This is a genomic window from Cryobacterium sp. M91 (assembly GCF_002929615.1).
GTDB classification, from domain to species: Bacteria; Actinomycetota; Actinomycetes; order Actinomycetales; family Microbacteriaceae; genus Cryobacterium; species Cryobacterium levicorallinum.
The window spans coordinates 58,743-80,736 of sequence record NZ_PJJT01000079.1; the positions used below are offsets into that span (position 1 = coordinate 58,743).

Genomic DNA, 21,994 nt, shown 5'->3' on the forward strand with positions numbered 1-21,994 from the left:
GGGGTTTCTGCAGCGGGCATCCGCTCGAAAAACCCCAGCCATCAGTGTACGTGGCGGCCCTGTGCGACCTTGGCGGCACAAAGAAACCCCTACATCCCAGTGGGGAGTAAGGGTTGAGAGGGCCGGCCACGGGACTTGAACCCGTAACCCCCACTTTACAAGAGTGGTGCGCTACCAATTGCGCCAGGCCGGCATGAGACCAGGGCCTCGAAAGACCATCCTAAATGATTCCCGCGCCTTTGCCGCCATCGGCCAGGCGAAGCGGATGCAACGGCGCGAGCAGCAGCATCCGCTTAATAGCTACCCGGCGGGTGTCGGGGTGGGGGTCGGCGTCGAGGTCGAGTAGGTCTCGCCGAGGGCCTGCTGCACGAAGGAGGCGAATTCCTTGGGGTCATCGAGCGAGCCGGTGTAGGGCTTGCCATTGACCAGAACGGTCGGGGTGCCGGTGATGGCCTTGATCGACGAGTTGGCGATCGGACCGTCGAGGGATCGGTCGGTGGCGGCCTGAACCCAGGACTCGAAGGTTCCGTCGTCGATGCAGGTGTTGATGCTGGAGAGCGCGGTGCGCACTCCGGAATCCTTGACCACGGCCTTGAGCTCATCGTTGCTGCGGCCGGGCTTGTTTTCCTCGGGCTGGTCAACGAACAGCGCCGAGTTGAAGTCGAAGAAGTCATCGGGCGAGTAGTTGGCGACGCAAGCTGCAGCGTTGGCGGCTCGCAGGGAGTATTTGGTGCCGGCGGACTTGCTCTTGAGAATCGACACCGGGTGAATTTCGATGGTGGCGGCACCGGAGTCGACCCACTCGGCGATCTGCTCGGTATTGGCTGCTTCGAAGTCCGCACAGAACGGGCAGAGGTAGTCCAGGTAGACGCGAATGTTGGCGACGGCACCGGTGGGATCGGGTTCGGAGGGCCGAGCTGCGGCGTCGGGCTGCAGCGCCGGGGTGAGGGCCGTGATCATGCCTTCGCCGATGAGGACGCCATCGCTCGCCATGTTCCTGGGGCCGGGACCGGCCGGTTTGATCGAATTGACGATGATGACGGCAACGAGCACGACGATGGCGATGCCCGCGATGCCGATTCCGCCCTGCAGGAAGACCTTGTTGCGGCGGTCCTTCTTCTTCTGGCTGACGCGCAGCTGCTTGGCCTTGATGCGGGCCGCGTCACGGCGTCGGTTTTTTGAGGGACTGCTGTCGCTGGGTCCGCCAATAGTCATAAAGATCGCTTTCGAGAAGTGAGCGCGCGCGTTAGCGCACCTTTCGAATAGTAGATCCCCTGACTGGGAATCGACCAAACGGGGCGGGCGGGCGAAAACCGGCAGCGAGGCATCCGTCGTGCAATAATAAAAAGGTCGTGTGCTTCGGCGTGCGGCGGATAATTCCTATTCACAACGGATCGTCCGGCACGTTCCTGCCGGTGAAGGAGTAATAATCATGGCTTCAGTGACCTTTGACAAGGCAACTCGGCTCTACCCTGGTTCCACCAGGCCCGCTGTTGACCAGCTCGACCTGCAGGTCGCCGATGGCGAGTTCCTGGTTCTGGTCGGCCCGTCCGGCTGCGGAAAGTCCACCTCGCTGCGGATGCTCGCCGGCCTCGAAGAGGTCAACGACGGCAACATCCTCATCGGTGACCGCAACGTGACGGATGTTCCGCCGAAGGACCGCGACATCGCCATGGTCTTTCAGAACTACGCGCTGTACCCGCACATGACCGTCGCCGAGAACATGGGCTTCGCGCTCAAGATCGCCGGCATCAACAAGGACGAGCGTGCCGCCCGCGTACTCGAGGCCGCCAAGCTGCTCGACCTGGAGCCCTACCTCAGCCGCAAGCCGAAGGCCCTCTCCGGTGGTCAGCGTCAGCGTGTTGCTATGGGACGCGCGATCGTGCGTCAGCCGCAGGTGTTCCTGATGGATGAGCCGCTCTCCAACCTTGACGCCAAGCTGCGCGTGCAGACGCGTACCCAGATCGCCTCGTTGCAGCGCCGACTCGGCGTCACGACCGTCTACGTGACCCACGACCAGACCGAGGCGCTCACCATGGGCGACCGGATTGCGGTACTCAAGGACGGCATCCTGCAGCAGGTAGGTTCGCCCCGCGACCTGTACGCGAAGCCGCAGAACGTCTTCGTGGCCGGCTTCATCGGCAGCCCCGCGATGAACCTGTTCCTCGCGGACACCGTCGACGGCGGCATCAAGTTCGGCACCGCGACCGTTCCCGTGCAGCGCGACACCCTGGCCAGTTCCACCGGCAAGAAGGTCACCGTGGGAATCCGTCCGGAAGACATCCAGATGTCGTCGACCGCCGGCGAGGGCCTGCAGATCGAGGTCGACCTGGTCGAAGAGCTCGGCGCCGACGGCTACCTCTACGGTCACTCCACGATCGAGGGCAAGCGCACCGACATTGTCGCTCGCGTCGACGGCCGCTCGCACCCGAACGCCGGCGAGACGGTGTACCTCACGGCTACCCCGAACCACCTGCACGTGTTCGACGCTGAAACCGGCCTGCGCCTCGGCGGCGCCGTCACCGACTAGTCAGCTTTTCGAGTATTTTGGCTTTCGGCTGGAGGGAGTTTGCTCCCTCCAGCCTTTTTCTTAGGGTCACACTATGAGCGGTTCCCTCAATATCACCGCGGCCACGGCCGACCCGGCGTTGCTCGACCTGCCGTGGCATCTGCCCCTGGACGCCTGGCCGAACGAGAACATCGCCTCGCTGCCCAAGGGCATTTCCCGGCACCTGGTGCGGTTCGCTCACCTGAGCGGGCGGGTGGTCGCCATCAAGGAGACCACAAGCGAGATGGCCAAGCGCGAGTACGACATGCTGCGCACCCTGGCCAACCTCGAGATTCCCTGTGTCGAGCCGGTCGCCGTCATCACCAATAGAACGGATGCCGACCTCGACCCCCTGAATTCGGTTCTGGTCACCCGGCACCTCAAGTTTTCACTCCCCTATCGCGCCCTGTATTCGCACGCCCTGCGCCCGGATACTGCCACCCGGCTGGTCGACGCCCTCGCCGTTCTGCTGGTGCGGCTGCACATGATCGGATTCTTCTGGGGCGACGTGTCGCTATCGAACACCCTGTTTCGGCGCGATGCCGGCGCCTTTGCGGCCTATCTCGTCGACGCCGAGACCGGACAGTTGTATTCCGGTGGGCTGTCGAACGGCCAGCGCGAGAACGATTTGGAAATCGCCCGGGTGAACATTGCCGGCGAATTGATGGACCTCGAAGCCGGCGGCCGCGTCGCCGACGAACTCGACCCGATCCGGATCAGCAACGGCATCGTTGCGGCCTACCGGCTGCTCTGGAAGGAGCTCACCGGCTCCGAGTCGTTCTCCAGTTCCGAACGGTGGCGCATCACCGAACGCGTCGAGCGCCTCAATAACCTCGGCTTCGACATCGAGGAACTCGCGATCAAGACCGATGGGACCGGTTCGCGCGTGCGGATTCAGCCCAAGGTTGTCGACGCCGGCCACCATCAGCGTCGCCTGCTGCGCCTGACCGGCCTCGATGCCGAAGAGAACCAGGCTCGTCGGCTGCTCAACGACCTCGACTCCTACCGCGCTGCGTATGGTTCGCCGGCCGCCGACGAGGAAATGGTCGCGCACGAGTGGCTCGTGCGCGTGTTCGAGCCGGTGGTGCGGGCGATACCCGTGGAGATGCAGGGCAAGCTCGAGCGGGCGCAGGTGTTCCACCAGCTGCTCGATCACCGCTGGTACATGGCGCAGAACCAGTCGCGGGACATTCCGCTGGCCGAGGCCGTGACCTCGTATGTGCAGGATGTGCTGCGGCACCGCCGCGACGAGGCAACCGTGCTGGACCCGCTGACTGGCGCAATCACGCTGCCGATCCGCGTGCAGCTCGGCGACGATACCTCGGTCGACCCCGATGACGCCGACGACTGGACCCTCAAGGTCTAGCTCCCTCCTATTCTTCGACCGGGCCCGGGCCCGGAACGAGGCCCATGATAGATCATGGGCCCCGTTCCGTAAGGTAGGCCTGGAGCACCAGAACACCACTCTGACGCCAAGGTCGGATCGTGAGGCGGCGGGCATCCGCTTTACTGATTAGGCTCGGGGAACGTCGTGCTCGGTCAGGAATTCGTAAAACAGGCGGGGCGAGTAGGCCGTGTCCCAGTCCCACCGATCGAAGCTGCTGACACCGGGTCTCAGCAGGTTCTCGCGATCCTTTTCAACGGTGACAACTTCTGAGGGATGACGGTCCCCCAGAATGGCACCCCGGGTGTACTTAATTTCGCCGTCGAATTCGCCGATCTTGCGCACACTCTGCCAGAAGAAGTCGACCCAGTACTCGCGCCCCTTCACCACAAAACGCACCTGAAGGTCGGGAATCTCGAAGCCCAACTCGGCCATGCGAACGCGACTGAGGGACTCGCCCGGGTTAGCTGAGAGCGGATTCGCGAATTCAATTGCGCGGCGCGCCTGAGCGCCTCCGTTCCGCGGATGCACACTGGTGAGTTCGGCATACAGCGCGTCTTTGGTGAGGACCGGGGGGCCAAGGGTTCCATGCCGGCGTTCCGCCTCCGCGCGCTCCTGCTCCACTCGTAGGGCGTGGTCCATCATCGTGACGCCGACGAGAAAAGTCGAATTGGCTGCCACGTCGATGAGGGTGCGGGGAAGGCTGGTGGCGGCGCATCCGTTCACCGTGACTGTTTCGGGCTCGACCACGCTGCGATGACTCGTGGTGAATCGGGCACTGCTCCCGCCAGCGGTGTCATTGTTGATCGCGTGCACGACCTGCGGCCACGGGCCGATGATGGGCAGGCCATGCAGCACCGCCGCCGAATGATGCGAGAGTAGCAGCGGCTGCTCGGCCGCGAGGACGGTGGCACGCACAAAGAGTCGATATCGGTCCTCGCTGTGGCCGGAGCGCCAGGCCGCCCCCAGGGCGTAAATTCCACGACGGATGCGCACCAGCTGCCCATTCGCAAGGAGTGCGCGCACGGCATGGGTGGTGAGTCCCGACGCGAGCAGGGATTCGGCAAGAATGAGTCCCTCGTTGCGGGCATTTGGTAGATCCAGGCTGTCAAGCATGGCTACTTTTTACCGGGTACGGGTCTCGAGCGTCGAAAAGATGGCGGACTTGTGGGAACTGGATGGCGGCATCCGCTGTGGAGGAGAGCCGCGGGCCGCCGCGGAGCGCACGTCGACCTCGCCCCGCTTGCCCGGCCGGGCCCACCTTACGGAACCGGGCCCGGGCCCCGTCGCAAAAGGACACGGCGGCAGCGGCGCGCGGGCCGCCGCGCAGGTGCTACTGCTTCGCGGCCTGCTTGGCCTTCTTGATCTCGGCGCGCAGGCGGGAGACCTCGTACAGGGTGACGCCGGCGGCGATTCCGGCGTTGAGCGACTCGGTCGAGGCGCTGATCGGAATCGAGACGATCGCGTCGCAGGTCTCGGTGACGAGGCGGGACAAGCCCTTGCCCTCGCTGCCGACGACGATCACGATCGGGCGCTCGGCGAAACCGGTGCCGAGGTCGGGCAGCGACACATCGCCATCGCCGGCCAGGCCGAGCACGAACACGCCCTGCGCCTTGAGGGCCTTGAGCGTCTGGGTCAGGTTGCTCGCCATCGCGACGGGCGTTCGGGCGGCGGCGCCGGCGCTGGTCTTCCAGGCTGAGGCGGTGACGCCGACCGAGCGACGCTGCGGAACGATGATGCCGTGGCCGCCGAACGCAGCGGTCGAACGGATGATCGCACCCAGGTTGCGCGGGTCGGTGATGCCGTCGAGGGCCACGAACAACGGCTTATGGCCGCGGCTGATGGTCAGTTCGAGCAACTCCATCGGGTGCGCGTACTCGTAGGCCGGAACCTTGAGCGCGAGGCCCTGGTGCACGGCGTCGCGACCGGCGAGACGGTCAAGCTCGGGGCGCATGACCTCGAGAATGGGGATGTTGCGGCTCGTCGCCATAAGCAGCACCTCTTTAACGCGCTCATCCATTTCGATGCGCGCCGCGATGTACAGGGTCAGCGCCGGAATCTTCGCGCGCAGCGCCTCGAGCACCGAGTTACGGCCGGTGACAATCTCGTGCTCGTCGATCTGCTGGGCGCGACGGGTCGAAGAGCCACCGCCGCCGGTGTTGCCGGTGCCGCGCTGCGGGCCGCCCTGCGATGCGCCGCGGGCACCGCCGCGAGCAGCGGGGCCGCCGCGCGAGCCGCCGCGGTTGGCGGAAGCATCCGCTGCGGGGCGGGAGTTGAAGCCGCCGGCCGCGGTGAAGCGCTCGGCAGCAGCCTTGCGCTTGCCCGCGGGGTGGTACGGACGGTCTTCGGCCTTAGGCGTGGGCTTCTTGCCCTCGAGCGCCTGACGGCCCTGGCCGCCGGAGCCGACTTGGGCTCCACGGCTGCCCTTGCGCACCGCTCCGGTACGCGATTTGCGGTCTAAGTTCTTCATCAGTCAAAGCTCCAATGGGCACCCGACGGGGTGTCTTCGATGGTAATTCCGGCGGCGACGAGTTCGTCCCGGATTCGGTCTGCGGCCGCGTAGTCGCGGTTTTCCCTGGCGAGGTTGCGGTCGCCGAGCAGCCGCTCGACCAACGCACTCAGGGCCACCATGGCCGGTTCGTCCGTCGCCACGGCCCAGCCGGGCGACAAAGGGTTGATTCCCAGCACTTCGCTCATCGCGAGTACTTCACTGCGAGCGGATGCCGCAGCGTGCAGGTCTTCGGCATCCAGCGCGGCGTTTCCGGCCCGCACGGTGTCGTGCAACACGCCGAGCGCCTGCGGAACGGCAAGGTCGTCGTCCATGGCCGCGGCGAACTCGTCGGGCACGACCTCGACGCCACTCCCGGCGAACCGGGTACCGGCGAGGCGCCGGTCTGCACGGTCGAGAAAACTTTCGACGCGCTCGAGGGCCGCTTCGGCCTCGGCCAGGGACCCGTCGTTGTAGTCAATGGTCGAGCGATAGTGGGCCGCGCCGAGAAAATAGCGAACGACGATGGCGCGAGCCTGGTCGAGCAGTTCGGCCGCGAACACGGAATTGCCGAGCGACTTGGACATCTTCTGCCCGTTCACGTTCACCAGGCCGTTGTGCACCCAGTAGTTCGCGAACTCGCTGCCGGCCGCGTTCGACTGAGCCATCTCGTTCTCGTGGTGCGGAAACCGCAGGTCGAGTCCGCCGCCGTGAATGTCGAACCGGTCGCCGAGATAGCGGGCTGCCATAGCCGAGCACTCGATGTGCCAGCCGGGGCGACCAACGCCCCACGGCGATGGCCAGGCGGCTGAGGTCGGCTCGCCCTCCTTGTGGGCCTTCCACAGGGCGAAGTCGTGGGGGTCGCGCTTGCCGCGCGGCGAAGCATCCGCTGCCGCTTCCATATTGCCCGGCGACTGGTGCGTGAGCGCGCCATAGGCGGCCCAGCTCGCACTGGAAAAATACACGTCGGCCGAACCGTCAGCGGCCGGGTAGGCGTTGCCGCGTTCGATCAGGGTGGCGATGAGGGTCTGCATCTCGGTGATGCTCGCCGTCGCGCGCGGCTCGTAGGTGGGGGCAAGAATGCCGAGGCGCTGATAGCCCGCGGTGAACTCCAGCTCGTAGCGGTAGGCCAGCGCCCACCATTGCTCGCTCGAGCCCTTGGCGTTGATCAGAATTTTGTCGTCGATGTCGGTGACGTTGCGCACGAACGTGACGTTCAGTCCACGGTAGCTGAGCCAGCGGCGCAACTGGTCGTAGACCAGGGCGCTGCGCAGGTGACCGATGTGAGGGCTGGACTGCACAGTGGGTCCACACACGTACATTCCGACCTGGCCCGGTTCGAGGGGGACAAAGTCACGCAAGGCCTGGGCCTTCGAATCGTACAGTTGCATGGTCACACCTCCCAGTTTAGGTCAGGGGTCTGACCCGGCTCTGGTGCCGCGGGCGGTAGCGGGTAGAGCAGCGCCGTGGCCGTCGCCGCGACGCCCTCGCCGCGACCGGTGAATCCGAGGGCGTCGGTCGTGGTCGCTGCGATATTGATCGGTGCAGCGAGGATGCCGGCGAGTCGCGTTTCGGCCTCGGCCCGACGCGGCGCGAACTTGGGGCGGTTGCCGATGATCTGCACCGAGACGTTGCCGATCTGGTAGCCGGCGGCTGCGACCAGGCGCACCGTTTCGGTGAGAAAAACGTCGCCGTGGGCGCCGCTGAACCGCGGATCAGTCGTGCCGAACACGCTGCCGATGTCACCGAGACCGGCGGCGCCGAGCAGGGCGTCGCAGATAGCGTGGCAGGCGACGTCGCCGTCGCTGTGCCCGCTGAGGCCGCGCTCCCCCGGCCAATACAGCCCGGCCAGCCAGAGCTCGGTGGTGCCGTCAGGCTCAGTGTCGGCGGCGAAGGCGTGCACGTCAAGGCCAGTCCCGATGCGCGGCAGGAGCGGGAGCAGCGGCGGGGTTGCGGCGGCGTGCAGGATCAAGTCAGCTCGGTCGAGGTCTTCCGGCGTGGTGATCTTGAAGGCGAGGGCGTCGCCGGCAATGACGGAGACCGGGTGACCGGCGTCGGCGACAAGGGCCGCATCGTCGGTGAGCGCCTCGAACCGGCCGTTCTGCACGGCCCAGGCGCGGGCAGCGGCGAGCATGGCACGGGGAAATCCCTGCGGGGTCTGGACGGCGGAGAGTTCGGATCGGTCGACGGTGCCGAGGATGGCGCCGGAGGCGGCGACCCGTTTGATGGTGTCCACGACCGGGAGCCCCGGAATGATGCCGTGCCCGGTGGAGCGCACGGCGTCGACGACGGCATCGCACAAGCTGGCGGGGGTGAGAGCACGCGCGGCATCGTGTACGAGCACCACGTCGACACCCGGCAGCAGGGCTGCGACGCCCAGGTCGACGGAGTCCTGGCGGGTGCGTCCGCCGGCGACGATCGTTAGGGCCGCCGCGGGCGACTCGTGACGAGCCGCAGCAGCGGCGGCGATGGCGCGGGCATCCGCTACCCGCTCGCTGGGGGCAACAACGATGATCTGCACGGGCGAACGCATTCCAAAAATGGAATCTAGGACGTGGTCGAGCAGGGGGCGCATATGCAGCAAAACGAATGCTTTAGGTTCGGCGTGCCCCAGACGAATTCCGCTGCCGGCAGCGACGATGATCACGGCAACGGTGGGCGAATCGGGTGAGGGGTCGTCGAGCGGGCTGGCCGGCGGCAGGAGGGGAACAGTCATATCTGGAGGGTATCTATCTGGGCGATGCAGCGGGATGGACAAGCAAAAGGCGGCACCTCGCGGCACCGCCCCTCACGAAGCAAAATAAAGAATCAGGAAGCGAGGACTTCATCCAGAACGGTGGAGGCCCGCTCTTCATCGGTCTTCTCGGCCAGGGCCAACTCGCTGATCAGGATCTGCCGGGCCTTGGCCAACATGCGCTTCTCACCGGCGGACAGGCCGCGGTCCTGGTCACGACGCCACAGGTCGCGCACGACCTCCGATACCTTGATGACATCGCCGCTGGCGAGCTTCTCGAGGTTGGCCTTGTACCGGCGGGACCAGTTGGTGGGCTCCTCAGTGAACGGTGCCCGCAGCACTTCGAACACCTGGTCGAGGCCCTCCTGGCCGATCACGTCGCGCACGCCGACCAGGTCGACGTTCTCGGCGGGAACCTCAATTGTCAGATCACCCTGCGTGACGTTGAGCTTGAGGTAGAGCTTCTCTTCACCCTTGATGATGCGCGTTTTCACCTCGGTGATCGTCGCAGCGCCGTGGTGGGGATAAACAACAGTTTCGCCAACCTCAAACAGCATAGGGATCCCTTCAGCAACGACCAGAATACCACATCAAGGTAGTGCTAAAGTACGCGCGCCCCCGCGAGGCGCGGCGACGACATGTCACCGCCCAGACTCGCCGCTAAGCTAGTGCCAAAGCGAATTCTGCAGCGCCGGCCCACCGTCGAACGCTGCTTCGGTATGGAGGTCTTGTGAGAGCGCGCATCGCTGCATCCGTTGTACTGGCGGCCGGCATTCTGTTGGGCACGAGCGCATGCGGATTTTTCGCACCGCAGGCCACCTCGATCGAATACAACGCGAGCGACGGAGTCAGTGGTGATGTTGGCGAGATCCACATTCGCAACGGTCTGCTGCTCTCGACCGACGGTGAACTGGCGAACCTGATCGTGTCCGTCGTGAACACGACCGACTCCGAGCAGAACCTGGTCGTGCAGTACGAGTCCAGCACCGGCACGGTCACGCAGGATATTCCGGTCGAGGCCAACACGACCGTGACGTTCGGCACCGAGGGTGAAGAATCGGTCATTCTCGAGAACATGGACAGCCAGCCCGGCTCGCTATTTCCGGTGTTCTTCCAGTACGGCGAAGAGACCGGCGTCGAGCTGCTGTTGCCGGTGCTGACCGGCACTCAGGGTGAGTACTCGACCCTGCTGCCGACGCTCGCGCCGACCGAGACCCCCGAGCCGGCTGAGACGCCCGCAGCGTAGGTTTTTCGGCACACTGGCCGCCATTCTCTCGGGGACGGCGGCCTGTTTTATGTCTGCGGCAGCCTGCGCCGCGCGGCCGGCGGGACGCGCGCGGGTGCGCGAATCCACTGCCCGCCTGGTCAAGCGGATGCCGCCCGTCCGTGACTGCTCAGGCCTCGAAGCGGTAACCGAGCCCGCGCACGGTGACGAGCATGGTCGGGTCAGACGGGACCGCCTCGATGCGCGAACGGATGCGTTTAATGTGCACGTCGAGCGTCTTGGTGTCGCCGAAGTAGTCCGTGCCCCAGACCCGGTCGATGAGCTGACCGCGGGTGAGCACCCGGCCGGCGTTGCGCAGTAGAAACTCGAGCAGCTCGAATTCCTTGAGCGGCATATTCACGAGTTCGCCGGACACTGAGACGGCGTGCCGCTCGACGTCCATGCGCACGGTGCCGGCGGCAAGCGTGGTGTCGTCGTCATCGCCGCCCTGATCGTCGTGGCGCCGGAGCACCGCACGGATGCGCGCAACGAGTTCGCGCGTCGAATACGGCTTGGTCACGTAGTCGTCGGCGCCGAGTTCCAGCCCGACGACGATATCGATTTCGGAGTCCTTGGCGGTGAGCATGATGATCGGCACCGTCGACCGGGTGCGGATCTCACGGCACACCTCGGTGCCCGGAATTCCGGGCAGCATGAGGTCGAGCAGGATGAGATCGCTGCCGTTCTGGTCGAATTCGCTGATCGCGCTCGGCCCGTCTTCGGCCACGACGACCTCGTAGCCCTCACGTTCGAGCAGGAAGCTCAGCGGCTCGCTCAGCGCGCTCTCGTCTTCGACCAGAAGGATGCGTGTCATGGTGTGTCTCCTGCGGCCGCACGTGCGGCTGGTTGCGGCTTCTTGGGGCCGGGTTCGATCGGCTGCGCCGCCTCGGGGAGACGGATGGTGAAGGTGGATCCGCTGCCCGGCTGGGACCAGACGCGAATGTCTCCGCCGTGGTTCTGCACGACGTGTTTGACGATGGACAGGCCCAGTCCGGTTCCGCCGGTGTGGCGCGAACGGGCCTGGTCGACCCGGAAAAACCGTTCGAAGACCCGGTCCAGATCGGCCTCGGCAATTCCGACGCCCTGATCGGTGACGGTGATTTCGACGATGCCCTTCTGCAGGCGCACGCCAACGCCCACGCGCGATCCCTCGAGGGAGTAGTTCACCGCGTTGGCGACCAGGTTGTGCACGGCCACGATGAGCAGGGCTTCATCGCCGTAGACGTGGGCACCAGACTTCTTGCCCAGAACAATGGTGATGCGTTCCGCCTCGGCGACGACCCGACTCTGGTCGACGGCCGCGGCGACGATGTCGTCGACGCTGAGATTCTCCGGCTCGGCGAGCACGTCCTGCGCCTGCAGCCGGGACAGTTCGATGATCTCCTGGGTGAGGCGGCCGAGCCTGGCCGACTCGGTCGTTAACCGGTTGGCGAAGCGGCGAACCTGCGCCGGTTCATCCGCTGCCTTGTCGAGCGCCTCGGCGAGCAGACCGACGGAGGCGATCGGGGTCTTCAGTTCGTGGCTGATGTTTGCGACGAAGTCGCGGCGCACCTCGTCGAGGCGGAAGGCTTCGGTGCGGTCTTCGGCCAGGAGCAGCACGTAGCGAGTGCCGAGCCGGGCCAGGCGCACCCGAAACCGCATGCTTGCGTCGCCGAACGGGCCGCGGGAGAGCACGAGGTCTTCGCTGATCGGCTCGCCGGTGCTGCGCACTCGTCGGGCGAGTTCGAGCAGTTCGGGATGCACGAGCTGATGGTTCCAGACCAGACCGAGAGTGAGGGCGCCCGGGCTGGTCTTGATGACGTTGTTGGACGGGTCGAGCACGACGCCGGCGGTCTCGAGGGCGTCGAGCACCTGGTCGATTCCGTCAGGCACGGCCGGGTTGACCACTTCGCTGGCGCGGCGTCCGTGCCGTTCGGCGACGTGCAACAGGGTCACGAAGCCAGCCCCGACGCCGAGGCCGAGTGCCAGCGACAGCAACACCAGCAACGTCGATTCCATAACCTACAGGTTACTGACACTCTGGGGCTCTACTTCGCAGCGAAGGCCGCCGGAGACCTGTACTTTAGAAAGTGTTCAAGACCACGGCACCTGCCGTTAACCTAAATCCGGCATTCTAGGTCGGAGGCCAAGGCGGGTCTCACAGGCCCGTGCGTGCCCGCGCGGCAAGGAAGGACCACAGCATGCGCGACGTATTCCAGCAGGAGCTGGCAGAAGTTCAACAACGACTAGTCGAGATCTCTCGGCTCGTCGCCATCTCGATGGACAAGGCCACTCGCGCCTTCAACGAGAGTGACGTCAGCCTCGCCGAAGAGGCCATCACCGAAGACGAGAAGATCGACGAACTCACGGTCGAGCTCGACGAGCTCGCGATCACCATTTTGGCCCGCCAGCAGCCGGTCGCCCGCGACCTGCGAATTGTCGTGAGTGCCCTGCGCATCAGCGCCTCCCTTGAGCGGATGGGCGACCTTTCGACGCACATCGCCCAGCTGGCCCGCTACCGTTTTCCCGACAAAGTCATTCCCAAGGGACTGCGCGGCACGTTCGCCGAAATGGGCGCGCTCGACGTGGTCATCGCGAACATGCTCACCGAGCTACTCCTGCACCAGGACATGGCCCTCGCCGAGACCATTCGTAATGAAGACGACAAGGTCGACGCGCTGCACGTGAGCGTGTTCGACGCCGTGCTCGGCGAAACCTGGAAGGGGCTCGCCGCCGACACCGTCGATGCGACCCTGGCCAGCCGGTACCACGAGCGGTTCGCCGACCACGCTGTGTCCATCGCGAAGAAGGTGCAGTACCTCGGCACGGGGGCCTGGCACCAGGACAACAACGACTGACTTATTGCACGTGAGAGGCCCCGGAGCATGCTCTCGCGGGGCCTTTTGCGTGAAACTGATGCCCCGCCCGGTTGCGGCACGGGTGAGCGCCCGATATCGGTAGCCGCTACGGTAACGGGCGTAGCGCGCACCAGTTTCGGGCGCGCTCATAACCTGCGGGCACATAGAAGGCCCCGGAGCACCTGCTCCGGGGCCTTCTATGGGGGCTACTTCTTGTTGCCCTGGGCTGCGACGGCGGCAGCTCCGGCGGCGGCGGCCTCGGCGTCGAGGTATTCCCCCGGGCCAAGCGGCATGAAGTCTTCGCCGAGCCGATATACCAGCGGGATTCCGGTGGGGATGTTCAGTTCGGCGATGTCGGCGTCGCTGATGCCGTCGAGGTGCTTGACCAGGGCACGCAGGGAGTTGCCGTGCGCGGTCACCAGGACGGTCTTGTTCGCCTGCAGGTCGGGCACGATGTCGGACTGCCAGTAGGGCAGCATCCGCTCGACGACGTCTTTGAGGCATTCGGTGCGGGGAAGGTCGTCGCCGAGGTCGGCGTAGCGCGCGTCGTGCGCCTGCGAGAACTCGCTGGAGTCGTCGAGCACGGGCGGCGGGGTGTCGTAGGAGCGGCGCCACAGCATGAACTGCTCCTGGCCGAACTTGGCCTGGGTGGCCGCCTTGTCGAGGCCCTGCAGTCCGCCGTAGTGGCGTTCGTTGAGGCGCCAGGAGCGCTTGACCGGGATCCACGAGCGGTCGGCTTCTTCGAGCGCGAGGTTCGCCGTCTGGATGGCGCGGGACAGCAGGCTGGTGTGCAGCACGTCGGGCAGTAGGCCGGCGTCCTTGAGCAGTACACCGGCGCGCGCGGCTTCGGTGGCACCCTGCTCGCTGAGGCGAACGTCCACCCAGCCGGTGAACAGGTTCTGCTGATTCCAGGTGCTTTGGCCGTGGCGGAGGAGGACGAGTGTGTAGGGGGCAGACATGTGCCCACTCTATCGAGCGTGGGTGACGCAATTGCGCCGGAGCGCACCCGCCGGCGGGGGCTAATTCAGGAAAACTGGTCACAACGGGTGCTGCCACCCGCGCCTACACGCGGGAAGCAGCATCCGTCACAGAGGATTTCCTGAATAAGCCATCGAAAGTCGGCGAGCCCGGGGACCCTGGAAGGTCAGCGAACGGGGGTGCGAACTCCGAGGCGGGGCAGACGGGGAATGTCGGCGACCGACCCGGCGGACTGCGGCACGATGATCTCCTGGCCGGCCGAGATGGAGATGCCCTCGGACTCGACGTAGAGCGTCGATGCGCCCGGGATGGTGCGCTTGATCACGGCGAGCGCGATCGGTCCGAGCTCATAGTGGATGGCACTCGACGTGATGCTGCCGACAACGACCCGTTCGGGCTCGGCTTCGGGCCGGACGCGGTCGGCCTGCACCGGGTCGCCGGGCGCAGGCAGCACGCCTTCCGACCCGTCGAGGTGCAGCATGACGAGGCGGCGCGGCGGGTGGCCGAGGTTGTGCACCTTGGCCACGGTTTCCTGTCCGCGGTAGCAGCCCTTGCTGAGGTGCACGGCGGTGCGCAGCCAGTCCAGCTCGTGCGGGATGCTCTTCTCATCGACCTCCCGGGCCCGGCGCGGACGCCACGCGGCGATGCGCAGCGCCTCGAGCGCGAGCAGTCCGGCCGGTTTTACCAGTGAAGCTGATGCTGCAGCGCCGGTTGGGACTGGGGCGGCCGGGTCGGAGGCGGGCGCGGTTGCGGCGGGCGTGGCGGACTCGGGCCTGACGGTGAGGGCGCCGGCGGCGAGTGCGTCACGCAGGGCGGGGAGGCTGGCGCGGGCCACGAGGGTCTCGGTGTAGGTCCAGCGGGTTCCGGGATGCTCGGGCGCCTCGGCATACTGATAGCCGCCTCGGGCGACAGTGGCCCAAGGATCCAGCCAGGTCAGCGGCACGCCGTTCGGGGCGGCGGCGGTGATGCCAACGGAGGCGGGGGCATCCGTCATGGCGCCGATGGTGGCGTAGGCGAGGGTGTGGTCGACGACCTGCACCCGCAGCATGAACTTCATGCGGTCGAGGAAGGTTTGCAGGCCGGGCAGCTCGGCGGCCTCAACGAGGAGCCAGGTTTCGACGCCGTCATCGAGCACGCGGACGGCGTACTGAAGGTGTCCGTTGGGGTCGAGCAACAGCATCTCGGTGGATTCGCCGGGGGCGAGGGTTTTGAGTTCCTGGCTGGCGATGGAGTTGAGCCAGCTGAGACGGTCGGGGCCGGCGACGGAAAGCACGCCGCGGTGCGAGAGGTCGACGATGGCGTGTCCGGCAACGAGCGAGCGTTGTTCGATCATGGGGTTGCCGTAGTGCGCGGCGACGCCGGCATCGATTCCCGCGGACTGCACCGCGCCGGGCAGTCCGAGCAGCGGTGAGACGGTTGTTGCCGGGTCAGTCATGGCACTCAATTCTGCCGATCCGGGTTGACGGTCGGCGATCGTGCTTGGGGGCGTGCTCGTTGGCACGGCTCATGCACTAACAACACTACGGCCCGCGGATTTATTCGACAGGCGTGGGGCGTCGGATGACTCGTGGCACTCGTTCACGTTGAGAACACTCCTACGAACAAGTCCCGCCAGCCTTTACCAGTGCCACGACGCGTCGGCAACCCAGATGGCACAGAAGCAGGGCTAGGAGACCCGGGCGAGGCGGCCGGAGGCGTGGGTGCGCAGGTCCTGGCCCAGGGCGGCGATGTCCCAGGCCCAAAGCAGGTCATTGTCGACCAAGCCGTAGAGGCGGGTGGCGGCCGCGTAGGGCTTGGATCCGGCGGTGCGCAGCACGGCATCCGTGGCGAGGTCGATACGGGGGCCCTTTACCTGGCCGAGGTAGAGTTCGGCGACGCCGCCGGGATGCACGAGCGTGACCTCGATGTCGAAACCACCGTCACGATTGCGCAACGTTTCAACGGCCGCCACCGAGGTGAACGGGCGCTCCCCCATGCCCGGCAGCATGCCGGGCCCCGGGTCGCCGTCACCCTGGTGACGACTGAGCCGCCAATACCCGGTTTCGGTGACCAGCGGGAGCTTCTCGTCGGACAGCATCTCGGGCGGCAGCGTCGGGGCCGGCGTGGCGACATCCGTTTCAGAGGGAACGTTTTGTTCAGCCAAAGCGGATGCGGCATCCGCCTCAAAAGCAGCGCCAGAACCAGAAGCGCCCTCGGACTCGGGCACAGCGGTATCCGATTTAGAGGCGGCCGCAGCCAGCGGCTCCAGCCAGGTATACGAGCTGTAGTTCAGGTGCGGCAGACCGTCGTGGCTGAAGCTGATGCGGTGGCCGAAGGTACGGCTGACCGACTCCTCGCCGATTTTGTATTCGAGCACACCGGAACCTTCCCAGACTCCGATCAACCAGGAGAGTGGAACAAGTTCGGACGGCAAACCGACCGGAAGGTCAAACATGCGTACTTACCGCTGCCCCCGGAACAGCTTGAAAACGACCATGCCGGATACCCAGGCGATCGACAAGCTGGCCAGTCCGAGCAGGCCTAAAAAGAAAAGTTCCAGTGCTAACAGATCCATGCTGCGAGTCTAGCGGGAGCTCAGAGCAGAGCGACCACAATCGTCGCCGCGACGAGGATCACGAGGGCGCCGGCGATGCTCAGCGTGACCCGTTTCACGTAACCTTCTTTGGTTCCGGTGGCGATCTGCAGTCCGAGCGTGACGAGCGTGCAGCCGGCCAGGGTGAGCCCGAACCAGCCGAGCGCCGACGCCGGCGTGGCGAGCAATCCGGTGAGAATGGCCCCCACAATCGCCAGTAACCACACGGTCGCGATCGTTCTCCAGTGCCAGCTCACGTCTCTATTGTGCCTGAACGGTCGCATCCCGTGGCACGCTAGTATGAAATTCGAGACACTTGGAGGGCGCCCGTGGCGCAGTTGTTGATCCTGACCTCGGCGGCCAACAATGACGTACTCCCCGCCCTGGCGTTGCTGTCACACAGTGCGAAACTGATTCCCGCCCAAGCGGATCAGCTCCTTCACGCCCCGGATTCTGATCTGATTTTGGTGGATGCCCGCAGCAACCTTGCCGCGGCCAAGTCGCTCTGCCAGATTCTGCGCACGATGGGCACCATTACTCCCCTGCTTCTCGTCATCACCGAGGGCGGACTGGCCGCGGTCAGTCCGGACTGGGGCGTCGACGATGTCATTCTCGACACGGCCGGCCCAGCCGAAGTGGATGCCCGTATCCGCCTGAGCATCGGCCGGCTCGCCCAGACGGTGCCCTCGAACACGATCCGCGCGGCCGGAGTCGTGATCGACGAGGCGAGCTACTCGGCCAAGGTGCACGGAAAACCGCTCGACCTCACCTATAAGGAGTTCGAACTGCTGCGGTTCCTGGCCGCGCATCCGTCACGGGTGTTCACCCGTGAACAGCTCTTGAGCGAGGTTTGGGGCTACGACTATTTCGGCGGCACTCGCACGGTCGACGTGCACGTGCGGCGCCTGCGCGCCAAGCTGGGCGACCAGGAATCGCTTATCGGCACCGTACGCAACGTCGGCTACCGGTTCAATGTGCACGAGGAAAACGATGAGCGAGTTCCCAATTCTCTCCGCGCTTAGTAAAACGGATGCCGCCGGGCTGACCGAATTCCACCGCATCGCCGCGGAGGCGCTCGCCTTCGACGGCTACGCGCCCTTCAACGAGCAGGGGCTGTTCGACCTGCACAGCGGCCTGCGGACCGCCTATTTGGTGCGATCGAACGACCTTCTGGTGGGGGCGGCGCTGGCTGGGCGCGGCGAAATCGACCTGGTTATTACGCCGGAGTGTCGCCGACGCGGGTACGGACGGGCGGCATGGGGCGAACTCGGCGCGCTCGAGCCCGGCGAAGTGACCGCGTGGTCGCACGGCGACCACCCCGGCGCGCGCGCCCTGGCGGTCGAGCTGAACTTCGTTGCGGTGCGAACCCTTTTGGAATTGCGCAAGACATTGGCGGACACCATGGAGTCGGCATCCGTTTCCCTGGATGGCGCAGGCATTTCGGCATTTCGGCCAGGCCTGGACGATGCGGAGTGGGTTGACCTGAACGCGCTCGTGTTTGCGACGCACCCGGAACAGGGCGCTATTACCGAGGCCGACCTGGCAGCGCGACAGGCCGAGTCGTGGTTCAGCAGCGACGACTTTCTGATTCTGCGGGACGTTGAGGGTCGCATGATCGGCTACAACTGGCTGAAAATTGACGGGGCGATCGGCGAGATCTATGTGATCGGGGTGTATCCGGATGCCGCCGGTCACGGCTTCGGCCGCGCGCTCATGCAGGCGGGGCTTCAGCGCTTGCACGCTGCCGGCTGCAGTACAGCCGCCCTCTACGTGGAGGCCGACAGCGCCGGCGCCGTGCACCTGTATCGGTCGCTCGGTTTCACCGACCACACGGTCGACGTGCAGTACCGCCGCCTCGCCGGCTGAGGCCATTTCATCCGGTCGGAGCCGACTCGCAGGGTAACACCGGCGAGTTAATCCGGGCGACGCGCCGAAAAGTCAACGGCTCAGAGAATATTTCGTCAGACGTTCACCCGGTTCGTCGCGGTGGCGTGACCAAGGGTGTCAGGATGGACAGATGGACGGCGAAATCACTCAAGCGGACTCGGGTCTCGGAACGGACTTCGATGACGACTTCGACCCACTCTTCTCAAAACTCGATCCGGCGCTGCCCGACGACCGTTACCTCGACCGCGAGCTGAGCTGGCTCGCCTTCAACCAGCGCGTGCTCGAACTGGCCGAGGACGAGTCCCTTCCGGTGCTGGAACGCACCAACTTTCTCGCCATCTTCGCCAGTAACCTCGACGAATTCTTCATGGTGCGCGTCGCCGGCCTGAAGCGCCGCATCCTCACCGGTCTGGCCGTTCCGACGAACGTCGGCCGGGCCCCGCAGGACGTACTGAGCGACATCTCGGCGGCCGCCCACGCCCTGCAGGATCGCCACGCCCTCGCTTTTCAGAACCTCGTGCGGCCCGCCCTCGCCACGGCCGGCGTCGACGTCGTCGACTGGCAGAGCCTCGGCGACGCCGACCGTCGCTCGCTGCGCACCTACTTCTCCAACCAGATATTTCCGGTGCTGATGCCCCTGGCCGTCGACCCCGCGCATCCGTTCCCCTATATCTCCGGCCTCTCCCTCAACCTGGCCGTGCGGGTGCGCAACACCAAAACGGGCAAGCAAGAGTTCGCCCGGCTCAAGGTGCCACCGATGCTGCCGCGCTTCGTGCGGGTCGACCGCACCGAGTCGGTTGATCGCATCCGCTATATCGCGCTCGAAGACCTCATCGCCAACCAGCTCGGCGACCTGTTTCCGGGCATGGAAATTCTGGAACACCACGTGTTTCGGGTCACCCGTAACGAAGACGTCGAAATCGACGAGGACGAAACCGAGAACCTGATCAAAGCTCTCGAGAAGGAGCTGCTGCGGCGCCGGTTCGGCCCGCCCATTCGACTGGAGATCACCGAGGACATGGACGAGGTCACCCTCGGGCTGCTCGTGCGCGAACTCGACGTGACCGAGCAGGAGGTCTACCACCTGCCGGCGCCGCTCGACCTCGGCGGACTGTTCGACCTGCGCATCGACCGCCCCGACCTGCACTTCGCCAAGCACGTACCGACCACGGCCGCGCAGCTGCTGCCGAGCGAGCCGAACGCCGAGCAGGACATCTTTACGGCGGTCGCACGGCGCGACGTGCTGCTGCACCACCCCTACGAGTCATTCGCCACGAGCGTGCAGGCATTTCTGGAGCAGGCCGCGGCCGACCCGAACGTGCTCGCCATTAAACAGACGCTGTACCGCACAAGCGGAGACAGCCCCATCGTCGAGGCGCTCATCGCCGCCGCCGACAGCGGCAAGCAGGTGCTCGCCCTGGTCGAGATCAAGGCACGGTTCGACGAGCAGGCCAACATCACCTGGGCACGCAAGCTCGAAAAGGCCGGCGTGCACGTCGTCTACGGACTGGTCGGCCTCAAGACGCACTGCAAGCTCGCCCTCGTGGTGCGCTACGAGAAGGGCGTTTTGCGGCACTACAGCCACATCGGCACCGGAAACTACAACCCGAAGACCAGCCGCATCTACGAAGACCTCGGCTTGCTGACAGCGGATGCCCAGGTCGGCAAGGACCTCACCCGCCTGTTCAACGAGTTGTCGGGTTACGCCATCGAGAAGAAGTTCAAGCGACTGCTCGTGGCTCCCCTGCATTTGCGCAAGGCCCTGCTCAAGCAGATCCAGGCGGAAACCGACAACGCCCTCTCGGGGGCGACCAGCGGCATCCGCATCAAGGTCAACTCGATGGTCGACGAGGACATCATCGACGCGCTGTACCGGGCCAGCCAGGCCGGCGTGCACGTCGACGTCTGGGTGCGCGGCATTTGCAGCCTCAAGCCGGGCGTTCCCGGCATGAGCGAGAACATTCGGGTGCGGTCGATTCTCGGCCGGTACCTCGAGCACTCGCGCATCTTCTCCTTTCACAACCTCGGGGACACGCAGGTGTTCATCGGCAGCGCCGACATGATGCACCGCAACCTCGACCGCCGGGTGGAGGCGCTCGTGCGACTGGTCGACCCGGAACATCTGCTCGAGATCGAGGCGCTGTTCGAACGGGCCATGGACGATCGAACCTCCAGTTGGTGGCTCGATGACACCGGTCACTGGACCCGCCACGACGTCGACGAGAACGGCGTGCACCTCAGCGACATGCAGAACCGGTTGATGCAGCAGATCAGTGCCCGCAAACGACCGCCGGCGCGGCGCTGATGGCGGTCAAGACCACCGACCCGAACGTGTACGCCGCCGGAGCCGTCTGCTGGCGCCTGATCGACGGCCGCATGCACGTGCTGCTCATTCACCGCACCGTGCACGGCGATGTCACCATCCCCAAGGGCAAGGTGGATCCTGGCGAGTCGCTGCCCCGCACCGCGGTCCGCGAGGTCGCGGAAGAGACCGGGCTGGACGTGGCGCTCGGGGTTCCGCTCGGGGTGTCGCACTACGACATGCCCGACGGCCGCACCAAGATTGTGCACTACTGGGCCGCCGAAATCACGCCGGACGCGATCGCGCGGTCAACCTTCGTTCCCAACGGTGAGGTCGCCGCGATCGAGTGGGTGACCATCAAAAAGGCCCGCAGCTACCTGAGCTACCCGGCCGATGTCGAGATTCTCGAGACGTTCTCCGCCCTCGTCGAGTCCGGCGTCACCCGCACGTTCGCGCTGATCGCGCTGCGCCATGGCAAGGCCGCGCCGCGCACCGGCGCCGGCCCCGATGCGCGTCGTCCGCTGACGGCACGCGGGGTCACGCAGGCAACGGACCTCGTGGCCACGATCACGGCCTGGCGCCCGCTGCGCATTATCTCGAGCACGGCCGTGCGGTGCGTCACGACGGTGGCTCCGCTCGCCGCCGCTACGGGCATCCCGATCAAGCAGACGGATCTGATCTGCCAGGACGCGCTCGAAAGCGGTGAAGCGGATGTTCGCTCCATCGTCGGCAAGCGCGTACGCTCCCGCAAAACCGCTGTTTTGTGCAGCCACGGTCCGGTGCTGCCTGAGATCATGCGGGAAATCGCGTTTGCTACCGGGAGTCAGCCGACCACGGCGCTGTTCGACGCCGCAGACCTCGACACCGGCGGGTTCTCGATCGTGCACCTGTCGTCGGAGAACCCGGCCGCGGGCATCCTGGCCATCGAGACGTTCCGCGCGACCGCCTGACCCGCTTTTCGCGGGGGGCGCTCGCTTTGGTCGACGGCGGTCTCGCGAAG

The 21,994-nt window shown here is 65.7% G+C and carries 20 protein-coding genes and 1 tRNA gene; 8 read left to right on the plus strand and 13 right to left on the minus strand.

Annotated elements, in window-relative coordinates; genetic code table 11:
• Positions 1 to 120: 120 nt before the first annotated feature.
• Together CXY80_RS06745 and CXY80_RS06750 are read right to left on the minus strand one after the other, a co-directional pair.
• Positions 121 to 193, minus strand: a tRNA-Thr gene (locus tag CXY80_RS06745).
• 107 nt (positions 194 to 300) lie between these two features.
• A complete protein-coding gene (locus CXY80_RS06750) occupies positions 301 to 1,215 on the minus strand; it encodes a thioredoxin domain-containing protein (RefSeq protein ID WP_092451095.1) in 915 nt (304 codons plus the stop codon).
• Positions 1,216 to 1,432: 217 nt separating this feature from the next.
• On the opposite strand from CXY80_RS06750, the gene CXY80_RS06755 reads away from it, so the two are divergent.
• Positions 1,433 to 2,530 (plus strand): ABC transporter ATP-binding protein, encoded by a 1,098-nt coding sequence (locus tag CXY80_RS06755; RefSeq protein WP_092451097.1) that lies wholly within the window; start codon positions 1,433 to 1,435, stop codon positions 2,528 to 2,530.
• 73 nt (positions 2,531 to 2,603) lie between these two features.
• A complete protein-coding gene (locus tag CXY80_RS06760) occupies positions 2,604 to 3,914 on the plus strand; it encodes a DUF4032 domain-containing protein (protein ID WP_104132045.1) in 1,311 nt (436 codons plus the stop codon).
• A 147-nt stretch (positions 3,915 to 4,061) separates the two neighbouring features.
• Here the strand turns inward: CXY80_RS06760 and CXY80_RS06765 are convergent, their stop codons facing one another.
• From CXY80_RS06765 to CXY80_RS06785, 5 genes are all read right to left on the minus strand, one after another.
• Entirely contained in the window at positions 4,062 to 5,048 is a 987-nt protein-coding gene (locus CXY80_RS06765) for a type IV toxin-antitoxin system AbiEi family antitoxin domain-containing protein (protein ID WP_104132046.1), read from the minus strand.
• Between the two features lie 217 nt (positions 5,049 to 5,265).
• Positions 5,266 to 6,402: a 23S rRNA (guanosine(2251)-2'-O)-methyltransferase RlmB gene (gene rlmB / locus CXY80_RS06770; RefSeq protein WP_092451103.1), complete on the minus strand. Its 1,137-nt coding sequence runs from the start codon at positions 6,400 to 6,402 to the stop codon at positions 5,266 to 5,268.
• Positions 6,402 to 7,817: a cysteine--tRNA ligase gene (gene cysS / locus CXY80_RS06775; protein WP_104132047.1), complete on the minus strand. Its 1,416-nt coding sequence runs from the start codon at positions 7,815 to 7,817 to the stop codon at positions 6,402 to 6,404. Before cysS ends, rlmB begins: the two co-directional genes overlap by 1 nt.
• The gene (gene ispD / locus CXY80_RS06780; protein WP_092451107.1) at positions 7,814 to 9,136 is read right to left on the minus strand and encodes a 2-C-methyl-D-erythritol 4-phosphate cytidylyltransferase; all 1,323 of its coding nucleotides are present in this window, start codon (positions 9,134 to 9,136) and stop codon (positions 7,814 to 7,816) included. Before ispD ends, cysS begins: the two co-directional genes overlap by 4 nt.
• Positions 9,137 to 9,228: 92 nt before the next feature.
• A complete protein-coding gene (locus CXY80_RS06785; protein WP_092451109.1) occupies positions 9,229 to 9,711 on the minus strand; it encodes a CarD family transcriptional regulator in 483 nt (160 codons plus the stop codon).
• 173 nt (positions 9,712 to 9,884) lie between these two features.
• On the opposite strand from CXY80_RS06785, the gene CXY80_RS06790 reads away from it, so the two are divergent.
• Positions 9,885 to 10,400, plus strand: coding sequence for a hypothetical protein (locus CXY80_RS06790; protein WP_092451111.1), 516 nt, complete (start codon positions 9,885 to 9,887; stop codon positions 10,398 to 10,400).
• Between the two features lie 148 nt (positions 10,401 to 10,548).
• On the opposite strand, the gene CXY80_RS06795 is transcribed toward CXY80_RS06790, so the two are convergent.
• Together CXY80_RS06795 and CXY80_RS06800 are read right to left on the minus strand one after the other, a co-directional pair.
• Entirely contained in the window at positions 10,549 to 11,232 is a 684-nt protein-coding gene (locus tag CXY80_RS06795; protein ID WP_092451113.1) for a response regulator transcription factor, read from the minus strand.
• Positions 11,229 to 12,416, minus strand: a complete 1,188-nt coding sequence (locus tag CXY80_RS06800; RefSeq protein WP_092451115.1) for a cell wall metabolism sensor histidine kinase WalK — start codon at positions 12,414 to 12,416, stop codon at positions 11,229 to 11,231. The genes CXY80_RS06795 and CXY80_RS06800 overlap by 4 nt, the downstream gene beginning before the upstream one ends.
• 182 nt (positions 12,417 to 12,598) lie before the next feature.
• Here CXY80_RS06800 and phoU point away from each other — a divergent pair, with 182 nt between their 5' ends.
• Positions 12,599 to 13,255 (plus strand): phosphate signaling complex protein PhoU, encoded by a 657-nt coding sequence (phoU, locus tag CXY80_RS06805; protein WP_104132048.1) that lies wholly within the window; start codon positions 12,599 to 12,601, stop codon positions 13,253 to 13,255.
• Positions 13,256 to 13,461: 206 nt separating this feature from the next.
• Here the strand turns inward: phoU and CXY80_RS06810 are convergent, their stop codons facing one another.
• The 4 genes from CXY80_RS06810 to CXY80_RS06825 form a co-directional block, all read right to left on the minus strand.
• Entirely contained in the window at positions 13,462 to 14,214 is a 753-nt protein-coding gene (locus CXY80_RS06810) for a phosphoglyceromutase (protein ID WP_092451119.1), read from the minus strand.
• Between the two features lie 185 nt (positions 14,215 to 14,399).
• Positions 14,400 to 15,668, minus strand: coding sequence for a folate-binding protein YgfZ (locus CXY80_RS06815; protein WP_104132049.1), 1,269 nt, complete (start codon positions 15,666 to 15,668; stop codon positions 14,400 to 14,402).
• A gap of 231 nt (positions 15,669 to 15,899) precedes the next feature.
• Positions 15,900 to 16,667 carry an FABP family protein gene (locus CXY80_RS06820; RefSeq protein ID WP_104132050.1) on the minus strand — a complete coding sequence of 256 codons (768 nt, stop codon included), beginning with the start codon at positions 16,665 to 16,667 and terminating at the stop codon, positions 15,900 to 15,902.
• A 140-nt stretch (positions 16,668 to 16,807) separates the two neighbouring features.
• The gene (locus CXY80_RS06825; RefSeq protein WP_092451125.1) at positions 16,808 to 17,062 is read right to left on the minus strand and encodes a hypothetical protein; all 255 of its coding nucleotides are present in this window, start codon (positions 17,060 to 17,062) and stop codon (positions 16,808 to 16,810) included.
• Positions 17,063 to 17,134: 72 nt separating this feature from the next.
• On the opposite strand from CXY80_RS06825, the gene CXY80_RS06830 reads away from it, so the two are divergent.
• The 4 genes from CXY80_RS06830 to CXY80_RS06845 all read left to right on the plus strand — a co-directional run bounded on the left by CXY80_RS06830 (position 17,135) and on the right by CXY80_RS06845 (position 21,944).
• A complete protein-coding gene (locus CXY80_RS06830) occupies positions 17,135 to 17,827 on the plus strand; it encodes a response regulator transcription factor (protein ID WP_092451197.1) in 693 nt (230 codons plus the stop codon).
• Complete coding sequence (mshD, locus tag CXY80_RS06835) at positions 17,796 to 18,671, plus strand: mycothiol synthase (protein WP_158251590.1); 876 nt, start codon at positions 17,796 to 17,798, stop codon at positions 18,669 to 18,671. The genes CXY80_RS06830 and mshD overlap by 32 nt, the downstream gene beginning before the upstream one ends.
• Before the next feature lie 151 nt (positions 18,672 to 18,822).
• Positions 18,823 to 20,997 (plus strand): RNA degradosome polyphosphate kinase, encoded by a 2,175-nt coding sequence (locus CXY80_RS06840; protein ID WP_104132051.1) that lies wholly within the window; start codon positions 18,823 to 18,825, stop codon positions 20,995 to 20,997.
• Positions 20,997 to 21,944, plus strand: coding sequence for an NUDIX domain-containing protein (locus CXY80_RS06845; protein WP_104132052.1), 948 nt, complete (start codon positions 20,997 to 20,999; stop codon positions 21,942 to 21,944). The genes CXY80_RS06840 and CXY80_RS06845 overlap by 1 nt, the downstream gene beginning before the upstream one ends.
• The last annotated feature ends 50 nt before the right edge of the window (positions 21,945 to 21,994 follow it).

Bases quoted from the DNA above. Each gene is read 5' to 3' on its own strand.
- CXY80_RS06750 (WP_092451095.1), bottom strand. From the start codon at position 1,215: ATGACTATTGGCGGACCCAGCGACAGCAGTCCCTCAAAAAACCGACGC.
- CXY80_RS06815 (WP_104132049.1), bottom strand. From the start codon at position 15,668: ATGACTGACCCGGCAACAACCGTCTCACCGCTGCTCGGACTGCCCGGC.
- CXY80_RS06840 (WP_104132051.1), top strand. From the start codon at position 18,823: ATGGACGGCGAAATCACTCAAGCGGACTCGGGTCTCGGAACGGACTTC.
- mshD (WP_158251590.1), top strand. From the start codon at position 17,796: ATGAGCGAGTTCCCAATTCTCTCCGCGCTTAGTAAAACGGATGCCGCC.
- rlmB (WP_092451103.1), bottom strand. From the start codon at position 6,402: ATGAAGAACTTAGACCGCAAATCGCGTACCGGAGCGGTGCGCAAGGGC.
- CXY80_RS06760 (WP_104132045.1), top strand. From the start codon at position 2,604: ATGAGCGGTTCCCTCAATATCACCGCGGCCACGGCCGACCCGGCGTTG.
- CXY80_RS06795 (WP_092451113.1), bottom strand. From the start codon at position 11,232: ATGACACGCATCCTTCTGGTCGAAGACGAGAGCGCGCTGAGCGAGCCG.
- ispD (WP_092451107.1), bottom strand. From the start codon at position 9,136: ATGACTGTTCCCCTCCTGCCGCCGGCCAGCCCGCTCGACGACCCCTCA.
- CXY80_RS06820 (WP_104132050.1), bottom strand. From the start codon at position 16,667: ATGTTTGACCTTCCGGTCGGTTTGCCGTCCGAACTTGTTCCACTCTCC.
- CXY80_RS06765 (WP_104132046.1), bottom strand. From the start codon at position 5,048: ATGCTTGACAGCCTGGATCTACCAAATGCCCGCAACGAGGGACTCATT.
- CXY80_RS06785 (WP_092451109.1), bottom strand. From the start codon at position 9,711: ATGCTGTTTGAGGTTGGCGAAACTGTTGTTTATCCCCACCACGGCGCT.
- CXY80_RS06810 (WP_092451119.1), bottom strand. From the start codon at position 14,214: ATGTCTGCCCCCTACACACTCGTCCTCCTCCGCCACGGCCAAAGCACC.
- CXY80_RS06755 (WP_092451097.1), top strand. From the start codon at position 1,433: ATGGCTTCAGTGACCTTTGACAAGGCAACTCGGCTCTACCCTGGTTCC.
- CXY80_RS06800 (WP_092451115.1), bottom strand. From the start codon at position 12,416: ATGGAATCGACGTTGCTGGTGTTGCTGTCGCTGGCACTCGGCCTCGGC.
- phoU (WP_104132048.1), top strand. From the start codon at position 12,599: ATGCGCGACGTATTCCAGCAGGAGCTGGCAGAAGTTCAACAACGACTA.
- CXY80_RS06845 (WP_104132052.1), top strand. From the start codon at position 20,997: ATGGCGGTCAAGACCACCGACCCGAACGTGTACGCCGCCGGAGCCGTC.